We start from the raw sequence: 19435 nt of genomic DNA on the forward strand, positions 1-19435 counted from the left end.
AGTTTAAAGGTGCTGACCTCATCCTCTAATAACGTCTTATACACCTTTGAAATATTAAGTTACTTAAAACTAATAAACCCCCCTTCTCAGCATTTACCTAATGGTGCTACCATACAGAGCTATAAGCATTCAAAATAAAGTACTATGGCTATTAATGTTTTATTGGTTGAAGACGATGAACTACTCGTTAAACGCATCCAAAATCACTTTGCAGATACCGAATTTACAATAGAGGTAGACCCAACTGGCGCTGATGCACTTAACATTGTAAGGCAGCGGGTAAACCTGCGCGGTGCTATATCATTAGCCATAATTGACATTGTTTTGCCAAAGCGTGATGGGCTTCAGCTGGCAAAAGAATTAAACACACTTACCGATATTGGCGTTATTGTATTATCGAGTCGTGACTCCCAAGCCGATCGTATTGCAGGCCTTGCACAAGGTGCTGATGACTATATTTGTAAGCCCGTCGATTTACTTGAGTTAGAACTTCGCATGCGCGCGCTCTATAAGCGTGTTGCCGTTAACCTAGAAGACGACGAAAGCGAAGAATTTATAGAATATGCTGACTTTAAACTTCACCCCGATAACCGCACACTAATTACTGCTGCAGGCGTTGAATCACGCTTAACTGAAGCCGAACATAAAGTGCTTATTTGCTTAATTAGTAATGCGGGTAAAGCCACATCCCGTGAAAAAATATCAGAAGAAATAGGCCAGCCCGATTGGAGTCCAAACGATCGTACTGTTGATGTGCTGATTGGTCGTTTACGTAAAAAATTAAATGACGAAAAAGATCAAAAACGCATTGTTACCGTACGCGGTAAGGGGTATATGCTTTCTATTTAATACTTAGTTAATTGCGCAATAAGGCGCTCAAATGCGCGGTAATTAAGTGCCTCTTTAAGCTCATTTAAACTAATGTTTTCAGCGCCTTTTAAATCACTAATAGTACGCGCCACTTTAATCACTCTATGATAAGAGCGTGGCGATAAAGACAACTTTTCGCTTGCTCTGGCTAAAAACTGCAACTCTGCTGGCGCCAGTACACAGTGCACACTCATTTCTTTATTATTAAGCCTCGCATTAACCTTACCTTGACGTTTTAGTTGTAGGTAATAAGCCGTTTCAACTCTTGCTCTAACCTCAGCACTACTTTCCTCCGGCTGAGTACTTTGTAGTTCAACACTCGTTAAACGAGGTAGTTCTATTTGCAAATCAATACGGTCAATAAAAGGCCCCGACACACGCGATAAATAACGCATAACTTGATCGGGAGTTGCCCGCTTATCTGTATGACTCCCTGTTGGGCTTGGATTTAATGCTGTAATAAGCTGAAACTGCGCCGGAAACTCCATTTGCCTAGCTGCACGTGAAATAGTAACTGTGCCGGTTTCCATTGGCTCACGCAGTGAATCAAGTACCTTACGCTCGAATTCCGGTAACTCATCTAAGAAGAGCACACCGTTATGTGCCAGAGAAATTTCACCAGGTTTGGGATTCGAAGAGCCCCCCACCAAGGCAACAGCTGAACAAGTATGATGTGGATTACGAAATGGCCGCTGTCGCCAATTAGTTAAATCTATGGATTGCCCAATAATAGAGTAAAGCGCAGCTGTCGAAATAGCTTCATCGTCCGACATAGTAGGCATTATAGTTGCCATTCGCTGGGCCAGCATCGATTTACCAGTACCTGGAGGACCTAAAAATAGGTTATAATACCCTAATAGACCCATAAGTATATTAACTACAAGTATTCAATAATTATGAACAAAGCATATAGTTACATTCGCTTCAGTACCAAAGGGCAAATTGAAGGAAGAAGTCTTAAACGCCAACTAGAAAGCGCAGAAGAATACGCTAATAGTAATAGATTAGCCCTTCAGAGCCTCTCATTTAGAGACTTAGGGGTTAGTGGTTATAAAGGTAAAAACTCATCAGATGGTGAGTTAGGTAAGTTTATAGAGGCTGTTAAAGAAGGTGTTATAGAGCAAGGCAGCTACTTACTCATTGAGAGCTTCGATCGAATGAGTCGACAGCCCGTTGAGACTTCCCTAATGCTCCTTATGACTATAGTTGACCTTGGCATAACGGTCGTCACTCTTATGGATAGGCAGGTGTATAAAAAGGGCGAGATGAACATGCAAGCCCTAATGATATCCCTCGTGTCTATGAGTCGAGCACATGAAGAGTCTGCAACAAAGAGTAAACGTGTAGGTGATGCTTGGCATAAAAAACAAAGTAGAGCTATATCAGAACCAATGGGGTCGCCCCTCCCCGCATGGTTACACTACAGTGATGATAGAAAAGAGATATTGGTCTCAATGGAGAAAGCCGTTGTAATCAAATACATATTTCTACTCTCTGCTGAAGGTTATGGGAGAGCCGCTATCGTCAGAAAACTTAACTATGATGGTATTTCCCCTATTGGCTCAAGAGCAACTAAATGGCATTTATCTTATATCACCAAAGTCCTCAACGGCCGAACCGCTCTAGGTGAATACCACCCCCATGTAACCAATACTTTAGGTAAGCGTGAACCTACTGGTGAGGTCATTAAAGACTACTACCCTACTATTATTGATGAAAGCTTATGGTATAAATCCCAAGCAGGTATTAAGAGTAGGCGTATAGGTAGTACAGGGTCAATCAAAAAGGGGATTACAAGAAATATCTTCTCTGGCTTTATATCATGCGAGTGTGGCTCGTCTGTCCAATTCGTTAATAAAGGTAGCTCACTCAAAGGTGGGTATTACCTAGTGTGCAGCCTAGCGCGCCATGGTGGAGGCTGTAAGTATACCAGTCACCGCTATTACTATACCCAATGGGTTATCCTAATAGCACTACAAAACCTGCTTACACCTTATGCTAAAAAGCCTGAGAACACCGCTAGAACCATGAGTCTAGAAGGTGAATTAATAACGCTGCAAAAGCAAATAGATGAACTACTTCAAGACATCGATGAGAATGGTTTTAGCACATACATTAGTAAAGCTATTCGTAACAAAGAAAGCCGCATTAGTGAGGTAAGTCGAGAACTAGCCGACATACAAGCAGCTAATGCTGTAAATGATGAACCTTTAGACCTTACGGAACTCACAGGGAACATAAATGAGCAATCTGAACGACTAAAGCTCCACCAGCACCTAAAGAGACAACTAAAGACTATAGTGCTATCCCCTCAGAAGAAGTCCATTGATATTTTAGTGAGAGATGGTGATGATATACATTTAAGCTATGATGAGGTTACTGAGGTATGGACTTCAGGTGATGGGCTGAGTTTCAAGGTTGAGACGTAATAATCAACTAATTTATAACAAACTATTATGCGTTAATCGAGCTAGGCTTTAGTAATGAGGGTGTTCCGAAAACGCATGATGCGTAAATGGAACAGGGAGCTCCCCCACCTAGTTTAACTTAGTTAGATTATTGTTGATTTCTAGTCATATCGTTATTGGTACAACCGCGTGTCTGGTTTGTAGTTCAAGCTAATACTTTTTCCGCTACTTACCTAGGGGGGAGAGGTCGGGGTGTGCGATGAGCTTAGCGATTGCGTCGTATACTTATCTAAACTTAAATCGTAGTATTGAGTTACTCATTTTTTATTTATTGTACTGAAATAAGTCTTAACAAAAGGAACCGTTGTGCTAAATCTAATCAAAGAGTTATCTGAATTATGGCCGTCATACTATGCACTTACCAAGGAAGACAGTAAAAATAAAGCATACAAACTTATCCATGACACCCTCCCAAAATCCTTACGCCCTCTTAATGAAGGTAAAAAGCACCTATTGGTTGCCTCTTCAGGAGGGCAAGGAAATATAACTGCTGGGCCGTGGTTTGCCACCTTTGATGAAAGAATTACAACCAGGGCAGAGGAAGGGTACTATTTAGTATTTCTATTCTCTATTGACATGAAAAAGATTGTACTCGAGCTCGGCTTTGCTACAGGTCAATTTACGAAGTTTTATGGTGTAAATAAGAACACCTATAAAATAATGAGAGATGCAGCTCTAATGATGCAAGAAGCCACCACTAGTATTTGTAATGATTTCCCACACCAGGAATTCATAACCAAACTCAACAGAGAACCTTCTGATTTATCAACCCTCCCCCCTACTTCAAAACATAAACTCCAGAAAGGATATGAACAAGCTTCCATTTACAGCCTTTCATATGATATCGACAAACTGGAAGGGTCATCATTGCTTGAGGATTACGGTTTATTCCTTGAGCTTTACCAAAGGATAGCTGTTGACCCCTTAGTTCCTAGCGTAGAGTCATTGCTTGGGAGAACAATTGAAAACTCACCACTCAATACTGAGCTCAACATACCAGCAGCAACTAACTTCTCGATACGTGCACCTAAAAAAGTAGCGAGTAACAACCCCTCAAAGCCCTCCTTTAATGGCAAAAGAAGGTCTAAGGACGCAAAAGCGGTTGGAGATATGGGTGAGAAAATTGCTTTAGCTTTTGAGAGAAGTAAACTAGCTAATCACCCTGAGCTTTTAGATAAAATAGTCCATGAAGAGGCTGAAAAAAATAGACCTGGCTGGGATATATCCTCTTACAATGAAAATGGTGAGAAAATGAGAATAGAAGTTAAAGCTAGCTCAACCTCTACCATAAACAGCCTTACTATTACCTCAAATGAATGGCAAGCTGCCAAAAAGTATGGGGATTCTTATTATATTTATTTAGTCTACGACGTGACTGCAAGAGGAGCCTCTCACATAGAAATCATTAAGAATCCTGTTGAATACTATAATAACCAATTATTTTCTATTCAAATTGAGTCCTACAACTTAAAACTAAACTCTTAATTAGACTATCGGCTCATTGACCTCTATTTAGCCCACCCCCCTAAAACCCAAACAGACTAAACTTAGAGGTGCACCTGTTTGGGTATACTAAATGAGTACACTCAAAAGAGCACAAAACCGTTCTCATTAAAGTTGATTTATAATTATCGGTACGATATCATTTATGGGTCTTAGACTTATAAAGGAACATACTCATAATGAGTAAGCATCAAACAGTCGCATATATTCGTGTCTCGTCCTCTCAGCAATCCACTGACAGACAACTTGTGAATGTAAGCTATGACAAGGAATTTATTGAGAAAGCCTCAGCAAAGAGCACTGAGCGCCCTCAACTTAACGCTATGCTAGAGCATGTTCGTGAGGGTGACGTAGTTGTTGTTCACTCTATGGATAGACTAGCTCGCAATACGAAAGACCTCTTAGAGATTGTTGAAAGCCTAAAAGAAAAAGGTGTAAGCATCAGGTTTATAAAGGAAAACTTAACCTTTTCCGCTGGTGGTGAAAACTCAATGAATAACTTAATGCTTACCATGCTGGGTGCAGTCGCTCAATTTGAACGTGAACTCATATTAGAGCGACAGCGTGAAGGTATTGAAGCAGCAAAGCAGAAAGGTCTTTATAAAGGTCGTAGCGCGAGCATAGATAGACAAGAGATAATGAGAGACATCAACAACGGCCTTTCAGTACGTAAAACAGCCTCGAAGCACAATATTGCAGTAAGCTCGGTAAGCCGCATCATAAAAGAGTCTAAGAATAGTAAATAGCTCATTTCCTCAAAGACCATCAAGTCAGCACAGCGGTACGTAAGTTTGAATCGTTCGCTAATTCGTTTGTGCATCAAACATAAAGACAATTAAGGAATTATATTAATGTCAAAACAACAGGTTGTTACTTGTAAAGAGTGCGGTAAACGCAGGGTAAAAGCCCTCACAACCAACCCAATTACAAGTAAGCAACGTCGCTCTACCATAAAGATATGCCAAGACTGCCATTCCAAGACTATCGACTATAAATTCTTTAGTAGCTCTTTCGGTCAGTGGCTACGAAGAGCTTTCCAGCGCCAATGCACTAATTCGATACCTAGTGATACCAATGAGCTAAGAGCACTACTCCACCTATGGAAATTCTACCGTCAAGCATGCGGATTTAAAAGTGATGGTCAAGAGGTTACTAAAACCTACGATTACCACCTATGCCATATCGACCCAATCAAAGGAGAAGGAGAACTTGTAGGTAAACTCACATACTCTAATCTAATGATTGCACCTGCAAAACTCAACAGAGAGCATTCAAACCTTCCCTTCCCATTTACCTCTAAACAGTCCGTACTTAAAGGTGAAAACATAACTGACAGCAACTTTAAAGACATATGTCGTGAGCGTTACAACTTACCTTTACTAGCTGCTGAGTTTTGCTTAATACCTCAAAAAAAAGGAGGGGCTTTAACAGAGTTCACATCAAGTGGGGTAAATATATCAACGACACTTTCTAAAGAGCTAAAGAGGCTTGGATACCCTGTGACTCAAACAATTACAAATCACCCGCCACAAACCATAGAGCGCCTAGCTAACGGAGTCTATGACACGTTTTTTAAGGTTGGTGGTACGTTAGCTTTTAAAGAACTGGCTCAACATGGCACTCAATGTGACAACTCAATGATTGAGTATGACTTCACACTGCCTCATGAGCGAGTCAAAATGGCGAAAGAAGCTAAAAAGCTACTAGAGAAGGAAATCGCTGCGTTCTAGTTCAGCCCTATCCTATAGTTATACATAAGAATTCCTCTGCAGGTCTTTATATATAAGGTCTACAGGGGTTTTCAAACCATGCAGTAAACCTGATTATATTCAAACTTATGCTCGATAAGCTTGCTGTATAAACTCGTATAGTGTTGTATAAGATGCCTCTTCAGGTGTTAACAGCTAACACGAACAAACACTAAGTAATCAGTTATCTAATGAATGCTCGCTAGGTTATTAACGCCACTCGTCACGATTTACTGCTCAATTAAACTAATATTTAAACATATCGATGAATATATTAGAGTTACCTTGAAGCTCCTTAATCCTAGCATTCCTAGTATATTCCCACTCATCAGGAGGGTCACTAAGAGACCACCTAAGAAACATTAGGCGCTCATCTTCAGGTATAACGACATTGTGTCTATAACTCATATACAACCACACTCTAGCCAATTCTCCTCGAATTCGTTCCGACGGCTCAGTAATACCTTTAGACCACTCAAAATCACATAAACCCAGCCTTTGCTCTTCCCCTTCGATAATCCCATACCTTGAGTTAGACCTGATTCGATTAGTTTGCCCTATTGAAGGTACGAGGTTATGAAAGTCAAAAATGATAGCTTTAGCCTCTTTAGAAGTCCTTTCGCATATATTACGACTACCATTAACCCAACAATTCATTTCCTTAGCAGGTGTCAAAGAGGCAGGCACAACATGCTCCCAATCAAGAACATTTATAGCATTTTGATACTTCATTTCAGAGCCATTGTAACCACATGAGGAAGTATCAATAACTCCCCCACTAACCCCTTTCACCTCATAAGAACAGCCACAATACTTAGTAATCCTATGGTCAAAATACACCTTATCCCTGATTATTTGCTTAGCTTTAGACCATGAGGTTGGGATATCTCCCCCATGAGTTAAACATGCGAAAGCTGTAAAGAATAAAAGACAAATAAGCTTCATTAGAGGCCTCTGAAGGTTGTATTATTTTATGGGTCTATTAGGTCATTCAATTAAGTAAATTATGCCCGCCAGCTGCAGCAATTTCGAGTACTCGCTTTGCACCGGGCTGACCTTTCACATCGCTTAAATCAAGTAAAAAGTCAGGGGCTTGTGTGCAGTCGGGATATTCTATATTTAATGGTAAGGGTTGTTGATTAAGTAAATCCCCCCACACTTCTTGAATAGAGCTTACGGCTTTGCGTTTAACGCCATTAACTAGGCTTGCTAGGCTGTCGTTTGCAAGAGGTAAAAAGCAGCAACGATCTTGCTCTTTTGCAGCAAGTACCGAAGGTAAAATAGCGTTTACACCACGCACCTCACCATTAAGAGCAAGCTCCCCATAAAACTCATACTTATGAATATCAGGACACACTATTTGCCCAGAGGCGACTAAAATACCCACCGCAATAGCAAGATCAAACCGTCCGCCATCTTTTGGCAAATCGGCAGGGGCTAAATTTACAGTTATTCGTTGATCGGGAAAACCAAATTGTGAGTTTTCGAGTGCGCTACGTACTCTATCTTTTGATTCTTTAACGGACGCTTCGGGCAGGCCTACTATATGAAAAGCGGGTAAACCATTTCCTAGGTGAACTTCTACAATAACTTCAGGGGCATTTATACCCACTTGAGCACGAGAAAATATACGAGCTAACGACATTCCTTATCCTAGTAAATGGTGTGATTACACCAGTTTAGTCAGGATATTTAAAAACGTGTAATGTGATTTGCCATTTTATAGCAGCTAAACGAAGTAATAAGGTCATTAACATACCTAATACCATCGCCATTTCGGTTACTAACGAAAAACTAATGCCAAGCGTATAAACAGTGCCACCCGCTATACAGGTAATAGCGTAAAGCTCACCTTTTAATAGCATAGGGATCTCGCGTGCAAGCACATCTCGAATTAACCCACCAAAGCAGCCTGTAATTACAGCCATAATTACCGCAGTCATATCGGGCATACCAACAAGCTGCGCTTTTTGCGCCCCCATTACTGCAAAAAAAGCTAAACCAAACGCATCCGCTGTTTGTAAAATATAATGAGGTATCGGCTTTTGTTTATTTATAAGGCGTGTTGTAACAAATACTGAAGCTAGTATGGCAAAAAAGTAACTTTGATCGTGTAACCAAAACACAGGAACATCTAAAATTAGATCTCGCACTGTACCACCACCAATAGCAGTTACCGTCGCTAAAACTACGACTCCAAAGCCATCCATTTTTTTTTCGTACGCTAGCAAAGTGCCCGACACAGCAAACACCGCAATGCCTATTAAATCAAACCAGTGATAAAGTTCTGTCATATTTGTAACAACCCAAAAACATTTGTGCCGTTTTAACACAAACCAAACAAGGTTTTAAGTAATAACGATTTATTTTAAGAAGTTTATAACATTTTTGAAGTGTATCTCAGGGGGCGGGAGCTTGCGCTTATGAGAAGTGAATGCCTCATGCAGTGAAGATTATCTTTAACCTATAAGCTAAATCACCACACTCATCAAATTTCAGGCATAAAAAAACACGCTTTAAGCGTGTCGTTTCATTCTTATTTATTTCAGTGGTTGCGGGAGCCGGATTTGAACCGACGACCTTCGGGTTATGAGCCCGACGAGCTACCAGACTGCTCCATCCCGCGCCTGAAATTTGTAGACTTGTTTAAAGTTGCTTACATTACAACTTGGCTTCCAATTAAAAAATTTATTGCGGGAGCTGTGAAGGTGAAGAGTGAACCGACGACCTTTTAAAACTACCTATTGCACTAAATCTTTATAAAAGAATTGGTTGCGGGAGCCGGATTTGAACCGACGACCTTCGGGTTATGAGCCCGACGAGCTACCAGACTGCTCCATCCCGCGCCTGTAATTTTTAAGTCTATCGACTACTTTATTTTATCTCTTAAGCTAGAGTTTACAGTAACCAAATCTTATAAAGAATTGGTTGCGGGAGCCGGATTTGAACCGACGACCTTCGGGTTATGAGCCCGACGAGCTACCAGACTGCTCCATCCCGCGCCTGTAATTTCTTTAAAACATTTTCGTAATATTTACGAGCCTGCCTTGAAGAGAGCGCTACTATATAGGAATANAGCCTGCCTTGAAGAGAGCGCTACTATATAGGAATAAACATTTAATGCAAGGCCTAAACTAATTAAAGTTGTTCAACCGGACAAAAAGCAATCAAATTGCTATTCTGCGCTCAACCTTTGATGCGGATTAATCATTTTTTGCCATTCCCAGTCTGGATGCCCCATCACTATAAAGTCAGGGTTCTCAGTACTCTCGCGTTGGTTGTACGTTAGCGGGTTAAATTCTGCATCGGTAATACAACCACCGGCTTCTTCAACAATAACTTGTGAAGCACCTGTATCCCACTCTCCCGTTGGACCAATTCTTAAAAAACAATCTGCTTTGCCTTCTGCAACAGTACAAGCTTTTAATGAGCACGAGCCAATAGCAATAGTTGTAAACTGACTATTTAAATACTGACTCACCGCTTCTATTTTTTGGCGGCGGCTCACTGCAAGCGTCAAGTTCTCTGGCGGCGCTACAGATATTTGCTTATCAATTGAGTTTTCACGTTTAAAGGCACCATTTTTAGCTGTAGCAAAATAAGTCACACCTTTTGCAGGCCAATGAATAACTCCAAGCACAGGATGATTATTTTCAATCAATGCAATGTTTACTGCAAAGTCGCCACTTTCTAAAATAAATTCGCCTGTACCATCCATCGGATCGAGCAACCAATAGCGCTGCCAGTCCTGTCTGTCGGCGAGTGCAGGTATAGGTGTTTCTTCCGACATAATTGGGATATCGGGCGCTAAGACTTTTAATCCAGCAACCAGTACGTCATTTGCTGCTAAGTCAGCTTTGGTAACAGGCGTATTATCTGATTTCTCTTGTTGGCCAATATCGCCTTTTTTATAAATGGCCATAATTGCATCGCCAGCACGCTCAGCTAATTCAATACACGGTTCGATTAATTTATTCATCGGCAGCTCCAGACGCTAAATACTTATCTAATAATAGCAAAGCTGCAACACTGCGTGCTTCGGTAAAATCTTCTTGGTCTAATAATGACTGCCACTGAGTTAATGGCCACTTAACAACAACAAGCGGCTCTGGTTCGTCGCCAATAAGGGCTTGTGGGTATAATTGCTTAGCAAATAAAATATGCATAGTGGCATTAAAGTAACTCGGCGCCATTGTTACTGTTCTTAATGGTTTAAAATACTCAGCACCAAAGCCAATTTCTTCTTTAAGCTCTCTGTTAGCAGCTTGCTCTGGCGTTTCGCCCGGATCGATTAAGCCTTTAGGAAAACCTAACTGGTAATCGTTTGTGCCCGCACAGTATTCACGTACAAGTAGTAATTCGTTGTCTGCACTTAACGGAACAATCATCACTGCTCCCCGGCCACCGCCGCGAATTCGCTCATACTGGCGCTCTTCGTTATTAGAAAACTTTAGCTCTAAAGACTCCACAGTAAACAGGCGGCTTTTAGCGACAACATTGTTACTGAGGATTTGTGGTGGTGTTGGGTGCTTTTTCTGTGTCATTGGCGTTAATTTGCTATCATGGCAGTTAGTTCAATAATAAACCTTATAAGTTGAAATTCCTATGTTAAATTGGTCAAAAATCGATACCGTTTTGCTCGACATGGATGGAACATTACTCGATTTACATTACGACAGTCATTTTTGGCTTAACGTTATTCCTGCGCAACACGCATTAGCAAGGGGCATTAGCCTAGATGCAGCTAAAGCAGATATTTTAAAACGCTATCAAGCTGTGAGCGGTCAAATACAGTGGTATTGTTTAGATTATTGGGAGCAGCAATTAAGCTTGCCTATAATGGAGCTTAAACGAGAGTCTCAGCATTTAATTAAAATGCGCGAAGACGTACCTCATTTTTTAACTGAGCTTAAAAAAGCAGGCAAAGAGTTAATTTTACTTACCAACGCCCACCCTGAGAGTGTCATGCTTAAATTTGAGCATACAGCGATTGATAACTACCTAGATGGCGTAGTGTCGACTCATGAATATGGAGTAAGTAAAGAGCAACAAAGTTTGTGGCACCAAGTACAAAAAGACTTAGGATTTAATAAGCAGCGCACTTTGTTTGTAGATGACAGTGTGCCGGTTTTGAATGCCGCGCGAGAATACGGCATTGAGCACTTACTTGCAGTTGCTAACCCAGATAGCCAACAACCACATAACGAAATAGCCGATTACCTAAGTGTTACCGACTATCGTAAGATTATCTAACTCAACTTACGTGACTTAAATTTTTGGGTAACGCGCTTCTAGCCCTTGATATACTAACTTTGCAAAATCTGCATGTTCTGTATCAAGGCTTTTAACTACTTCAACTAAATGCTCGTTATCTTCTTGCCCATTCCATTCTTTAATATAGCTACCATCTTTGTAACCGTGATCTTGGCGGAAAAAGTTTAACGTATTTTTACCTACGTAGCCGCGATATAAATCATCAATATCCATACCTATTTGCGCCATACAGCCGGCAAAGGCACCTGCATTAAACGTTTTATCAGCAACAGCAGACGCCGCTAATATCTCTAGTGTTTGTTTAAAGTCATCAGCTTGTTGAGCATTACTAAGCTCAGTTTCAAGTTGCTTTGCTAAGTCTTCGTAGCTAGTTTCGCCGTCAATTCTAAGCGATAGACCAAAATGAAAAATATCAACCAACTCTAAAATAACTTGTTCAGTATCTGGTGTTTGTTTTTTCCACCATTTCCAACCATGATGATCTAGCATTTCAGCACACTCAACCCAAATAGCGCGGTACCATTCAAACCCTTGAGTAAACCATTGCTCATGTACTTTAGTATTCATGGCGTTTTGCATTTCTAGCATCACTACTAGCTTGTTTAAATTGGCAGACATATCAATTCCTGTCGTTTTGGTTGGCGTAATGTTCGTTGGTGTAATAATACAGATAAAATGCTGATTGTGCATTGCTGTATATTTTTATTAGTGTGCTAATTATGTTTATCGTGACGCCGTAAACTCATGCCATGAATCAATTAAATCAATGAAATCTTCAAAGCCACAACCACTACTTAAACCATTTTCTTCAAGCGCTAAATCGTCATCTTGATACGCTATTAGGTCTTCACTGTCTTGATGAAGTGCATGGGCTTCAAATAATGCTTCGTCTTTCGTTAATATTAAATCTATTTCTTGGCCTTTTAGCGTTAGCGGCTCATAGCTTGAACTTACCGATGCAATAAGCGCTTGCACCATGGCTACTTTGTCTTTGCCTATTTCTTCGTTTAGCCAGCGACCAATAATAGCGTGTTCACTGCTTATTTTAATACGTAGCCCACTAATAGGGTCGCGAATAAATTGATATTCCATAGGGTTTGCCTGTAAATCTTTAATTGCGTAATTATATACGTAAACGCCCGTAAACCACAGGACATATAAAATAAAATAGCGCCACATGGGCGCTATTTTACTCAACTTTAAAACCGTTAACTTCGCGATCTATAACGCGCTGCGTCAATGATCGACCATAAGTAAATAATAGGCACAAGTACAAAACCTACAAGCACATAAATTAGTGCGTAACTTATTATAATAGCGAGTGCAAAAAATATAGCCGCTAAAATACGCCCTTGCACTAACTGCCCTAAACCAGGAAAAAATATATTACATAATGCTGCGATTACGTTACCGCCAGAACCTTGATCTGCCATACTAACCTCTGTATTTATTTGATTTTATAATTATTTACTTACACACTTTATGCCAATTTATTAAAGCTTACAAATCAAATAGTTAAATTAGTCTAGATTTAGAGAGTTAGTAAATTTTGCTAAAATTAGGTCAAATTAGCAATTATTGTTATCCGTTTACACTTTTTTATTCGCTTAATTAATTAGCAAGTTACTCGTTTTGAACACTATTTTATAAATAGCTGTTTATAAAAACAGTATTTTATTTAGCCTAACAAAAACACCTGTTATACTGGCCACAATATTGATTAAAAAGGCGTAACGATGGACGTTTCACAATTACTCGATGGCTTAAATGACAAACAACGCGATGCCGTTGCAGCCCCACTACAAAACATGCTGGTATTAGCAGGTGCTGGGTCTGGTAAAACACGAGTGTTAGTTCATCGTATTGCGTGGCTTATGCAAGTTGAGCAAGCCTCCGCTTACAGTATTTTTGCAGTTACCTTTACTAATAAAGCCGCTAAAGAAATGCGTGGCCGCGTTGAAGAAACACTAAAGGCCCCTGTAGGTGGCATGTGGATTGGTACTTTCCATGGTTTATCGCATCGTATTTTACGTGCTCATCACCGTGAAGCTAATTTACCAGAAGCCTTTCAAATTTTAGACTCTGACGATCAGCTTAGAATGATCAAGCGCTTATTAAAATCGATGAATATTGATGATAAAAAATGGCCCGCTAAGCAATTTGGCTGGTACATAAGCGCCAAAAAAGATGAAGCACTTCGCCCTAAAGATATTCAAGCATACGATATTAATGAGCAAATGATGCTGCGTGTTTATGCCGCCTATCAAGAGGCCTGTGATAGAGCGGGCCTAGTTGATTTTGCTGAAATATTACTACGCAGCTACGAAGTGTTAAAAAATAACCCTACGTTACTGCGTCATTATCAGCAACGCTTTGCACATATGCTCGTAGACGAGTTCCAAGATACAAATACCATTCAATATGCTTGGTTAAAATTACTTGCTGGCGATACTAACAGCATTATGATTGTAGGCGACGATGACCAAAGCATTTATGGTTGGCGTGGTGCTAAAATCGAAAACATTAAACGTTTTTTAACTGACTTTAGCGCAGAAACCATTCGTCTTGAACAAAACTACCGCTCAACAGCGACTATTTTGAAAGCGTCTAACGCATTAATTCAAAATAACTCAGAACGTATGGGTAAAAGCTTGTGGACCGACGGTAACGACGGCGAGCCAATCTCTATTTATGCAGCATTTAATGAGTTAGACGAAGCACGCTTTGTAAGTAGCAAACTACGAAGCTGGTTAAATGCAGGTAATGCCCTACAAGATGCCGCAATTTTATACCGTAGTAACGCGCAATCTCGTGTACTCGAGGAGGCCATGCTGCAAGAAGGCTTAAAATACCGTATTTATGGTGGTATGCGATTCTTCGAACGACAAGAAATTAAAGATGCGCTTTCGTATTTACGCCTAGTAGGTAATCGTCAAGACGATGCCGCGTTTGAGCGTGTAATTAATACGCCAGCACGCGGTATTGGTGATAAAACATTGAGCCATATACGAGATTGTGCACGAGCAGAATCGTTACCGCTTTGGTATGCCGCAAAAGCAATTGTAGAACAACAGCACTTATCTGGTCGTGCCTCTGGTGCAGTAAGTAAGTTTGTAGAACTAGTCGAACAAATAGAAGATAAAATTAGCGATCTAACTTTGCATGAGCAAGCCAAGTACACAATTCAAACCTCAGGCTTGATGGCAATGTACCAAGCTGAAAAAGGTGAAAAAGGCCGTGCTCGCGTAGAAAACTTAGAAGAGCTAATTAGCGCATGTGACCAGTACGAACTTCCTGAAGACGAAGAATACAGCTCGCCTTTACAAGGCTTTTTAGCACATACATCACTTGAGTCAGGTGAAGGACAAGCAGAAGAGCACGAAGACGCCGTGCAAATGATGACACTTCACTCAGCTAAAGGCTTAGAGTTTCCGTTAGTGTTTATGGTGGGCGTAGAAGAAGGCATGTTCCCTTCTCAGCAAAGTAACGAAGAGTCTGGTCGTTTGGAAGAAGAGCGCCGCCTTTGTTATGTAGGCATGACACGAGCAATGGATAAGTTATACATTAGCCATGCTGAGAGTCGCCGTTTATACGGGCAAGAAAAATACCATAGCCCATCACGCTTTTTACGCGAAATACCTGAGGACTGCGTTGAAGAAATTCGTATTAAAACACAGGTTTCTCGCCCGCCTGCCGCCGGGCGTTTTAGCGCATCAGTTAGCCATGCCGCATTTGAAGACAGTGGCTTTAACTTAGGGCAACGAGTTTTGCATGCTAAGTTTGGTGTTGGTACCGTACTTAATTACGAAGGCAGTGGCGCGCAATCTCGCGTACAAGTTAACTTTGACGACCTTGGCAGTAAATGGTTAGTAACGGCCTATGCACGATTACAAGCTGTATAAAGCTCACCTAAATGAGTTAGAACAACAACTAGCTGGCGCGTATCATCGTCAGCTAGTGTTGATTACGGGCAGCCCTGCTTGGTGTTATGAATTACTTAACTCATTAATAGATGAAAACAATACACTTGTTGTATCAAAGCAGTGCGCGATTAAAAATTCGTACTGGCCTACTCGCACTCACCAAATGTTAGGGCAAGAATTTGCTCATGCTGTTTACGATGGTTTTAGTGGTTTACACCCTGATAAACTTGCAGCACTTACCGGCACCGTTAAAGCAGGCGGTATACTGTTTTTATTACTGCCCGAATTAAATGATTTAGCCTCTTGGCAAGACCCCTCATTAAGTACAGTGCAATCACACGGTCAGAGTATTGACTACAGTTTATTTAATCAACGTTTCGCGGCTATTATTAAGCAATTACCCGCTTTTCATTTTAGTGAAAAAAATGGCTGTATTAGTAATCTCGTCAGCTCTGTTACGCATAATAAAATTGATTATGTACCACAGCAAAACTGCGTTGAACAAATAGTAAAAATAGCTAATGGTCGTGCCAACAGGCCTTTACTCATTAATGCTGATAGAGGTAGAGGCAAGTCGGCAGCACTTGGCTTAGCAGCCGCAAAATTAGCTGATAAAAAAGTAATTATTTGCAGCACTCAGTTTAAAGCGACCCATAGTAGCTTTAAACATTTAGCCAACGAGTTAGACCTACAATACAACGCTGAACATAAACAGCTCGCCAACTTGCACTACGTTGCACCTGACGCGTTATTAAATGCATTACCTGAGTGCGATTTATTACTCATTGATGAAGCTGCCGCGATCCCTGTACCGTTATTGCTAAAAATGCTAGCTCATTACCCTCGTATAGTCTTTGCAAGTACACTGGTTGGGTATGAGGGCAATGGTAGGGGTTATACCATTCGCTTTAGTAACTATATAAAAGCGCACTATAAAGCCTCTAAAGTTGTAACGCTTGATGAGCCACTGCGTTTTGCTAAACACGATCCCCTCGAGAAGCACATTCGCACCTTGCTTGCACTCAGTGCACAATATAAAGAGTTAAGTAGTGAGCAATTAGAGCAGCCAGTTCATAGCGAAATAACTCAGCAATCCCTTGTAAACAATGAGCCTTTACTGCAACAAGTTATTGCCCTGCTTGCATTGGCTCACTATCAAAGTAGTGTAAACGATTTACGCCAACTACTAGACGCACCATCGCAACGAATATTCATCAGCAAAATTAACAATCAATTAGTTGGTGTATGTTTAATCGCAATAGAAGGTGGTTTAAGTGAAGAACTTGCTCTACAGGTTATAAACGGAGAGCGCCGCCCACAGGGTCATTTAATGGCTCAAACCCTCTCACAACTTAGTTTTAATAATGACTACTTAACACAGTTGAGCGCTCGCGTTGTACGAATAGCGATTGATCCGAGTTCTCACAATATGGGTTTTGGTAAAAAGCTACTTAGCTATTGCGGGTCGCAAGTAAAAAGCCAATGTAGTTGGTTTGGTGCAAGCTTTGGCGCAACAGCGCAGCTACTTAACTTTTGGCAAAAACAAGGGTTTGATACCGTAAAACTGGGTTATCAACGCGATAAAAGCACAGCTGAACATTCAGCGCTTGTGGTTAAATGCTTAAGCAATAAAAGTGCAATTATCCAACCTTTGAAAAAGCAGTTTAAAAACGACTTTTTTTATGCTCTTTTAACAAATTTTAAAACACTAGACTGGCAACTTGTAAGTATTTTAATTGAAGGATTTAGCGATGAGTTAGTAAGCCCCGAGACTCGCGAACGATTAGCCTTACTCGTAAACAGTAACTTCACTCAATTTAATATCTCTGCGACTCTCTGGCAGGTAGTGAATCAGTCTCCTTCTTGTATGTCTCAATTAACAGAGTCTGATAAACAACTTTTAATAAAGTTAGTGCTGCAAAATGAATGTAATGAAAAAGTGATTCAACACTTAGGTTTATTAGGAAAAAAGCAGCTTGAGAATCAATTTAAACGTGCCGTAAAAAACCTCACTAGTGCCATCTAATAACTCCTAGTTACCTATCTCTATTAAATCTTATCCATCTTTAAGCTATTTATTTAATTTGTTCTATCCTTAAAGGATTAACAGGTGAATTAAGATAAAGGCATGGAATTAATAAACTTTAAAGTGGGCTGCAAAACAATCTCACTTAAAATACTCGATATTTTATTAACAGAACGCTTTGACAATAATCTAACAACTTTACCCAACAATAATAAAAGCTTTATTGGTGTTAAAGATTATATGGATATACCAACGCCTGTGTTTGATTTAGGTATTATTTTAAATAATATCTCAACCGAACAAAGTAATGCGCATGTACTAAAACAACTAAGAACATGGCAAGAAAAACTATTAAACTGGTTCAATACCCTTCAAAGTAACTTGCTAAATAGCTCGGCTTCTATTTCAAGCAATGATGCAGAACTACAAGATTTTGTTCTTTTTTACAAAGAGTTCAACACCGATAATGAAGACTTAAAACTAACAATGTCTCGACTTAACGAACCTTTCCAATCATTGCTAGAAACGGTAAAAGAAGCTATATCAGCTCATAATCAAAGCGATTATAAACAAGTATCAGCTCTGCTCGAAAAAATTAAGCGTAGTAACCTAATTCAGCTAGAGCGTTTATTCGAATCAGCTAAAGAGCAAATAACCTTAGACTATAAACCTATTATTGTTTTTACCACTAAAGACGGCTTAAACCCACACGTAGGGTTATTGGTAGATAAAGTCGAAGATAATATCGACTATAAAAAAGAAGACATTAAACCACTAGATAAGCTCACTGAGGTTGGTTTTGATCTAGACCCACAAACTAAAAATATGATGCGAGGATTAATCAAGCTTTCACAAAAGCACAGTGTATTAATTGATCCAAGCGTAATATTTAAACCAACACAACTAGAAGAATCTGAAAGTGAAGAAACTCAAGCTTACGGACTATTTTAAATAGTCTTTAGATTTGGTTATAAACTTTAGTACTGAAGTAAGGAGCTATTCTGCTCGACTTGTACATTTAGATAAATTGGAGAGAAATCGAGTGCGTAATGTTAGTTACCCATATTTCACTTTTTTGCAGACGTAAAAAAGCCCGAATCGTTAGATTCGGTCTCTACAATGTGAAGTCGGTGCGCTACGCAGTAGGATGCCGTAGTGCCCACAGCAGTAGAAAGTCACGTAGCAAATGCTAATTTATTGGCCGACAGGGATTTTGTTGTGATTTTAGCGTCGGGAGTTGCTACGCTCGCTCGCCCTACGTGATAGGTGTTGATGTAGTGTGTATTAATTGCGCGCATTTACTTTTCTGCAGACGTAAAAAAGCCCGAATCGTTAGATTCGGCTTTCTACAATTTGAAGCTTGTGTAATGTCATAGTGCCCACAGCAGTAGAAAGTCACGTAGCAAATGCTAATTTATTGGCCGACTGAGTTATTGAGGGATTTTGTTGTGATTCTAGCGTCGGGAGTCGCTATGCTCGCCCGACCTACGTGATAGGTGTTGATGTGAGTGTGTATTAATTACGCGCATTTCACTTTTCTGCAGACGTAAAAAAGCCCGAATCGTTAGATTCGGGCTTTCTACAATTTGAAGCCTGGTAATGTCCTACTTTCACATAGCAAAT

16 protein-coding genes, 3 tRNA genes and 2 pseudogenes are annotated in these 19435 nt (G+C 40.2%); 9 read left to right on the plus strand and 12 right to left on the minus strand.

The genetic code is table 11. The features are described 5' to 3' along the window. The first annotated feature begins 144 nt into the window (after window positions 1-144). Window positions 145-849: a response regulator transcription factor gene (locus tag I6E70_RS03790; RefSeq protein ID WP_002957913.1), complete on the plus strand. Its 705-nt coding sequence runs from the start codon at window positions 145-147 to the stop codon at window positions 847-849. Here the strand turns inward: I6E70_RS03790 and I6E70_RS03795 are convergent. Continuing rightward, window positions 846-1724, minus strand: a pseudogene (locus I6E70_RS03795) (YifB family Mg chelatase-like AAA ATPase); the annotation flags it as partial. The gene I6E70_RS03790 and the pseudogene I6E70_RS03795 overlap by 4 nt on opposite strands. 42 nt (window positions 1725-1766) lie before the next feature. Between I6E70_RS03795 and I6E70_RS03800 the strand changes: the two are divergent. The 4 genes from I6E70_RS03800 (at window position 1767) to I6E70_RS03815 (ending at window position 6571) form a co-directional block, all read left to right on the plus strand. Further along, window positions 1767-3299: a recombinase family protein gene (locus tag I6E70_RS03800; protein WP_197188047.1), complete on the plus strand. Its 1533-nt coding sequence runs from the start codon at window positions 1767-1769 to the stop codon at window positions 3297-3299. 345 nt (window positions 3300-3644) lie between these two features. Beyond that, window positions 3645-4823 carry an MrcB family domain-containing protein gene (locus I6E70_RS20850; protein ID WP_197188048.1) on the plus strand — a complete coding sequence of 393 codons (1179 nt, stop codon included), beginning with the start codon at window positions 3645-3647 and terminating at the stop codon, window positions 4821-4823. A gap of 197 nt (window positions 4824-5020) precedes the next feature. Next, window positions 5021-5587 carry a recombinase family protein gene (locus I6E70_RS03810; protein WP_197188049.1) on the plus strand — a complete coding sequence of 189 codons (567 nt, stop codon included), beginning with the start codon at window positions 5021-5023 and terminating at the stop codon, window positions 5585-5587. Window positions 5588-5692: 105 nt separating this feature from the next. Further along, window positions 5693-6571 carry a hypothetical protein gene (locus tag I6E70_RS03815; RefSeq protein ID WP_197188050.1) on the plus strand — a complete coding sequence of 293 codons (879 nt, stop codon included), beginning with the start codon at window positions 5693-5695 and terminating at the stop codon, window positions 6569-6571. A gap of 264 nt (window positions 6572-6835) precedes the next feature. Here I6E70_RS03815 and I6E70_RS03820 read toward each other — a convergent pair whose 3' ends face one another. From I6E70_RS03820 to nudE, 8 genes and pseudogenes are all read right to left on the minus strand, one after another. Beyond that, a complete protein-coding gene (locus I6E70_RS03820; protein ID WP_231620041.1) occupies window positions 6836-7534 on the minus strand; it encodes an endonuclease in 699 nt (232 codons plus the stop codon). A 52-nt stretch (window positions 7535-7586) separates the two neighbouring features. Then, window positions 7587-8234, minus strand: a pseudogene (locus I6E70_RS03825) (magnesium chelatase domain-containing protein); the annotation flags it as partial. A 34-nt stretch (window positions 8235-8268) separates the two neighbouring features. Next, window positions 8269-8883, minus strand: coding sequence for a trimeric intracellular cation channel family protein (locus I6E70_RS03830; RefSeq protein ID WP_007587018.1), 615 nt, complete (start codon window positions 8881-8883; stop codon window positions 8269-8271). Between the two features lie 255 nt (window positions 8884-9138). Further along, a tRNA-Met gene (locus I6E70_RS03835) sits at window positions 9139-9215 on the minus strand. A gap of 143 nt (window positions 9216-9358) precedes the next feature. Further along, window positions 9359-9435, minus strand: a tRNA-Met gene (locus I6E70_RS03840). A 79-nt stretch (window positions 9436-9514) separates the two neighbouring features. Beyond that, a tRNA-Met gene (locus tag I6E70_RS03845) sits at window positions 9515-9591 on the minus strand. A gap of 173 nt (window positions 9592-9764) precedes the next feature. Next, window positions 9765-10568, minus strand: coding sequence for a 3'(2'),5'-bisphosphate nucleotidase CysQ (cysQ, locus tag I6E70_RS03850; RefSeq protein ID WP_007586545.1), 804 nt, complete (start codon window positions 10566-10568; stop codon window positions 9765-9767). Continuing rightward, the gene (nudE, locus tag I6E70_RS03855; protein ID WP_197188052.1) at window positions 10561-11133 is read right to left on the minus strand and encodes an ADP compounds hydrolase NudE; all 573 of its coding nucleotides are present in this window, start codon (window positions 11131-11133) and stop codon (window positions 10561-10563) included. The genes cysQ and nudE overlap by 8 nt, the downstream gene beginning before the upstream one ends. A 61-nt stretch (window positions 11134-11194) precedes the next feature. Here nudE and yrfG point away from each other — a divergent pair, with 61 nt between their 5' ends. Further along, window positions 11195-11842: a GMP/IMP nucleotidase gene (gene yrfG / locus I6E70_RS03860; RefSeq protein WP_007378908.1), complete on the plus strand. Its 648-nt coding sequence runs from the start codon at window positions 11195-11197 to the stop codon at window positions 11840-11842. 15 nt (window positions 11843-11857) lie between these two features. Here yrfG and I6E70_RS03865 read toward each other — a convergent pair whose 3' ends face one another. The 3 genes from I6E70_RS03865 to I6E70_RS03875 form a co-directional block, all read right to left on the minus strand. After that, on the minus strand, window positions 11858-12481 hold the full coding sequence (locus I6E70_RS03865; protein ID WP_165726845.1) for a dUTP diphosphatase: 624 nt from the start codon (window positions 12479-12481) through the stop codon (window positions 11858-11860). Between the two features lie 105 nt (window positions 12482-12586). Then, a complete protein-coding gene (locus tag I6E70_RS03870) occupies window positions 12587-12955 on the minus strand; it encodes a YacL family protein (RefSeq protein WP_197188053.1) in 369 nt (122 codons plus the stop codon). Window positions 12956-13071: 116 nt separating this feature from the next. After that, entirely contained in the window at window positions 13072-13296 is a 225-nt protein-coding gene (locus I6E70_RS03875; protein ID WP_002963009.1) for a hypothetical protein, read from the minus strand. A gap of 303 nt (window positions 13297-13599) precedes the next feature. Here I6E70_RS03875 and uvrD point away from each other — a divergent pair, with 303 nt between their 5' ends. The 3 genes from uvrD (at window position 13600) to I6E70_RS03890 (ending at window position 18763) form a co-directional block, all read left to right on the plus strand. Further along, the gene (uvrD, locus tag I6E70_RS03880) at window positions 13600-15765 is read left to right on the plus strand and encodes a DNA helicase II (protein WP_007586555.1); all 2166 of its coding nucleotides are present in this window, start codon (window positions 13600-13602) and stop codon (window positions 15763-15765) included. Further along, complete coding sequence (locus I6E70_RS03885) at window positions 15743-17812, plus strand: GNAT family N-acetyltransferase (protein WP_197188054.1); 2070 nt, start codon at window positions 15743-15745, stop codon at window positions 17810-17812. Before uvrD ends, I6E70_RS03885 begins: the two co-directional genes overlap by 23 nt. A 102-nt stretch (window positions 17813-17914) precedes the next feature. Continuing rightward, window positions 17915-18763: a hypothetical protein gene (locus tag I6E70_RS03890; protein ID WP_007586559.1), complete on the plus strand. Its 849-nt coding sequence runs from the start codon at window positions 17915-17917 to the stop codon at window positions 18761-18763. Window positions 18764-19435: the final 672 nt, after the last annotated feature.

This window comes from Pseudoalteromonas sp. NGC95 (genome assembly GCF_015864705.1).
GTDB classification, from domain to species: Bacteria; Pseudomonadota; Gammaproteobacteria; order Enterobacterales; family Alteromonadaceae; genus Pseudoalteromonas; species Pseudoalteromonas arctica.

Excerpts from the sequence above, each read along its gene's own strand:
- I6E70_RS03800 (WP_197188047.1), top strand. The coding sequence starts at position 1,767 with ATGAACAAAGCATATAGTTACATTCGCTTCAGTACCAAAGGGCAAATT.
- I6E70_RS03865 (WP_165726845.1), bottom strand. The coding sequence starts at position 12,481 with ATGTCTGCCAATTTAAACAAGCTAGTAGTGATGCTAGAAATGCAAAAC.
- I6E70_RS03885 (WP_197188054.1), top strand. The coding sequence starts at position 15,743 with ATGCACGATTACAAGCTGTATAAAGCTCACCTAAATGAGTTAGAACAA.
- yrfG (WP_007378908.1), top strand. The coding sequence starts at position 11,195 with ATGTTAAATTGGTCAAAAATCGATACCGTTTTGCTCGACATGGATGGA.
- I6E70_RS03830 (WP_007587018.1), bottom strand. The coding sequence starts at position 8,883 with ATGACAGAACTTTATCACTGGTTTGATTTAATAGGCATTGCGGTGTTT.
- I6E70_RS03790 (WP_002957913.1), top strand. The coding sequence starts at position 145 with ATGGCTATTAATGTTTTATTGGTTGAAGACGATGAACTACTCGTTAAA.
- I6E70_RS03815 (WP_197188050.1), top strand. The coding sequence starts at position 5,693 with ATGTCAAAACAACAGGTTGTTACTTGTAAAGAGTGCGGTAAACGCAGG.
- uvrD (WP_007586555.1), top strand. The coding sequence starts at position 13,600 with ATGGACGTTTCACAATTACTCGATGGCTTAAATGACAAACAACGCGAT.
- I6E70_RS03890 (WP_007586559.1), top strand. The coding sequence starts at position 17,915 with ATGGAATTAATAAACTTTAAAGTGGGCTGCAAAACAATCTCACTTAAA.
- I6E70_RS03870 (WP_197188053.1), bottom strand. The coding sequence starts at position 12,955 with ATGGAATATCAATTTATTCGCGACCCTATTAGTGGGCTACGTATTAAA.
- nudE (WP_197188052.1), bottom strand. The coding sequence starts at position 11,133 with ATGACACAGAAAAAGCACCCAACACCACCACAAATCCTCAGTAACAAT.
- cysQ (WP_007586545.1), bottom strand. The coding sequence starts at position 10,568 with ATGAATAAATTAATCGAACCGTGTATTGAATTAGCTGAGCGTGCTGGC.
- I6E70_RS03810 (WP_197188049.1), top strand. The coding sequence starts at position 5,021 with ATGAGTAAGCATCAAACAGTCGCATATATTCGTGTCTCGTCCTCTCAG.
- I6E70_RS03875 (WP_002963009.1), bottom strand. The coding sequence starts at position 13,296 with ATGGCAGATCAAGGTTCTGGCGGTAACGTAATCGCAGCATTATGTAAT.
- I6E70_RS03820 (WP_231620041.1), bottom strand. The coding sequence starts at position 7,534 with ATGAAGCTTATTTGTCTTTTATTCTTTACAGCTTTCGCATGTTTAACT.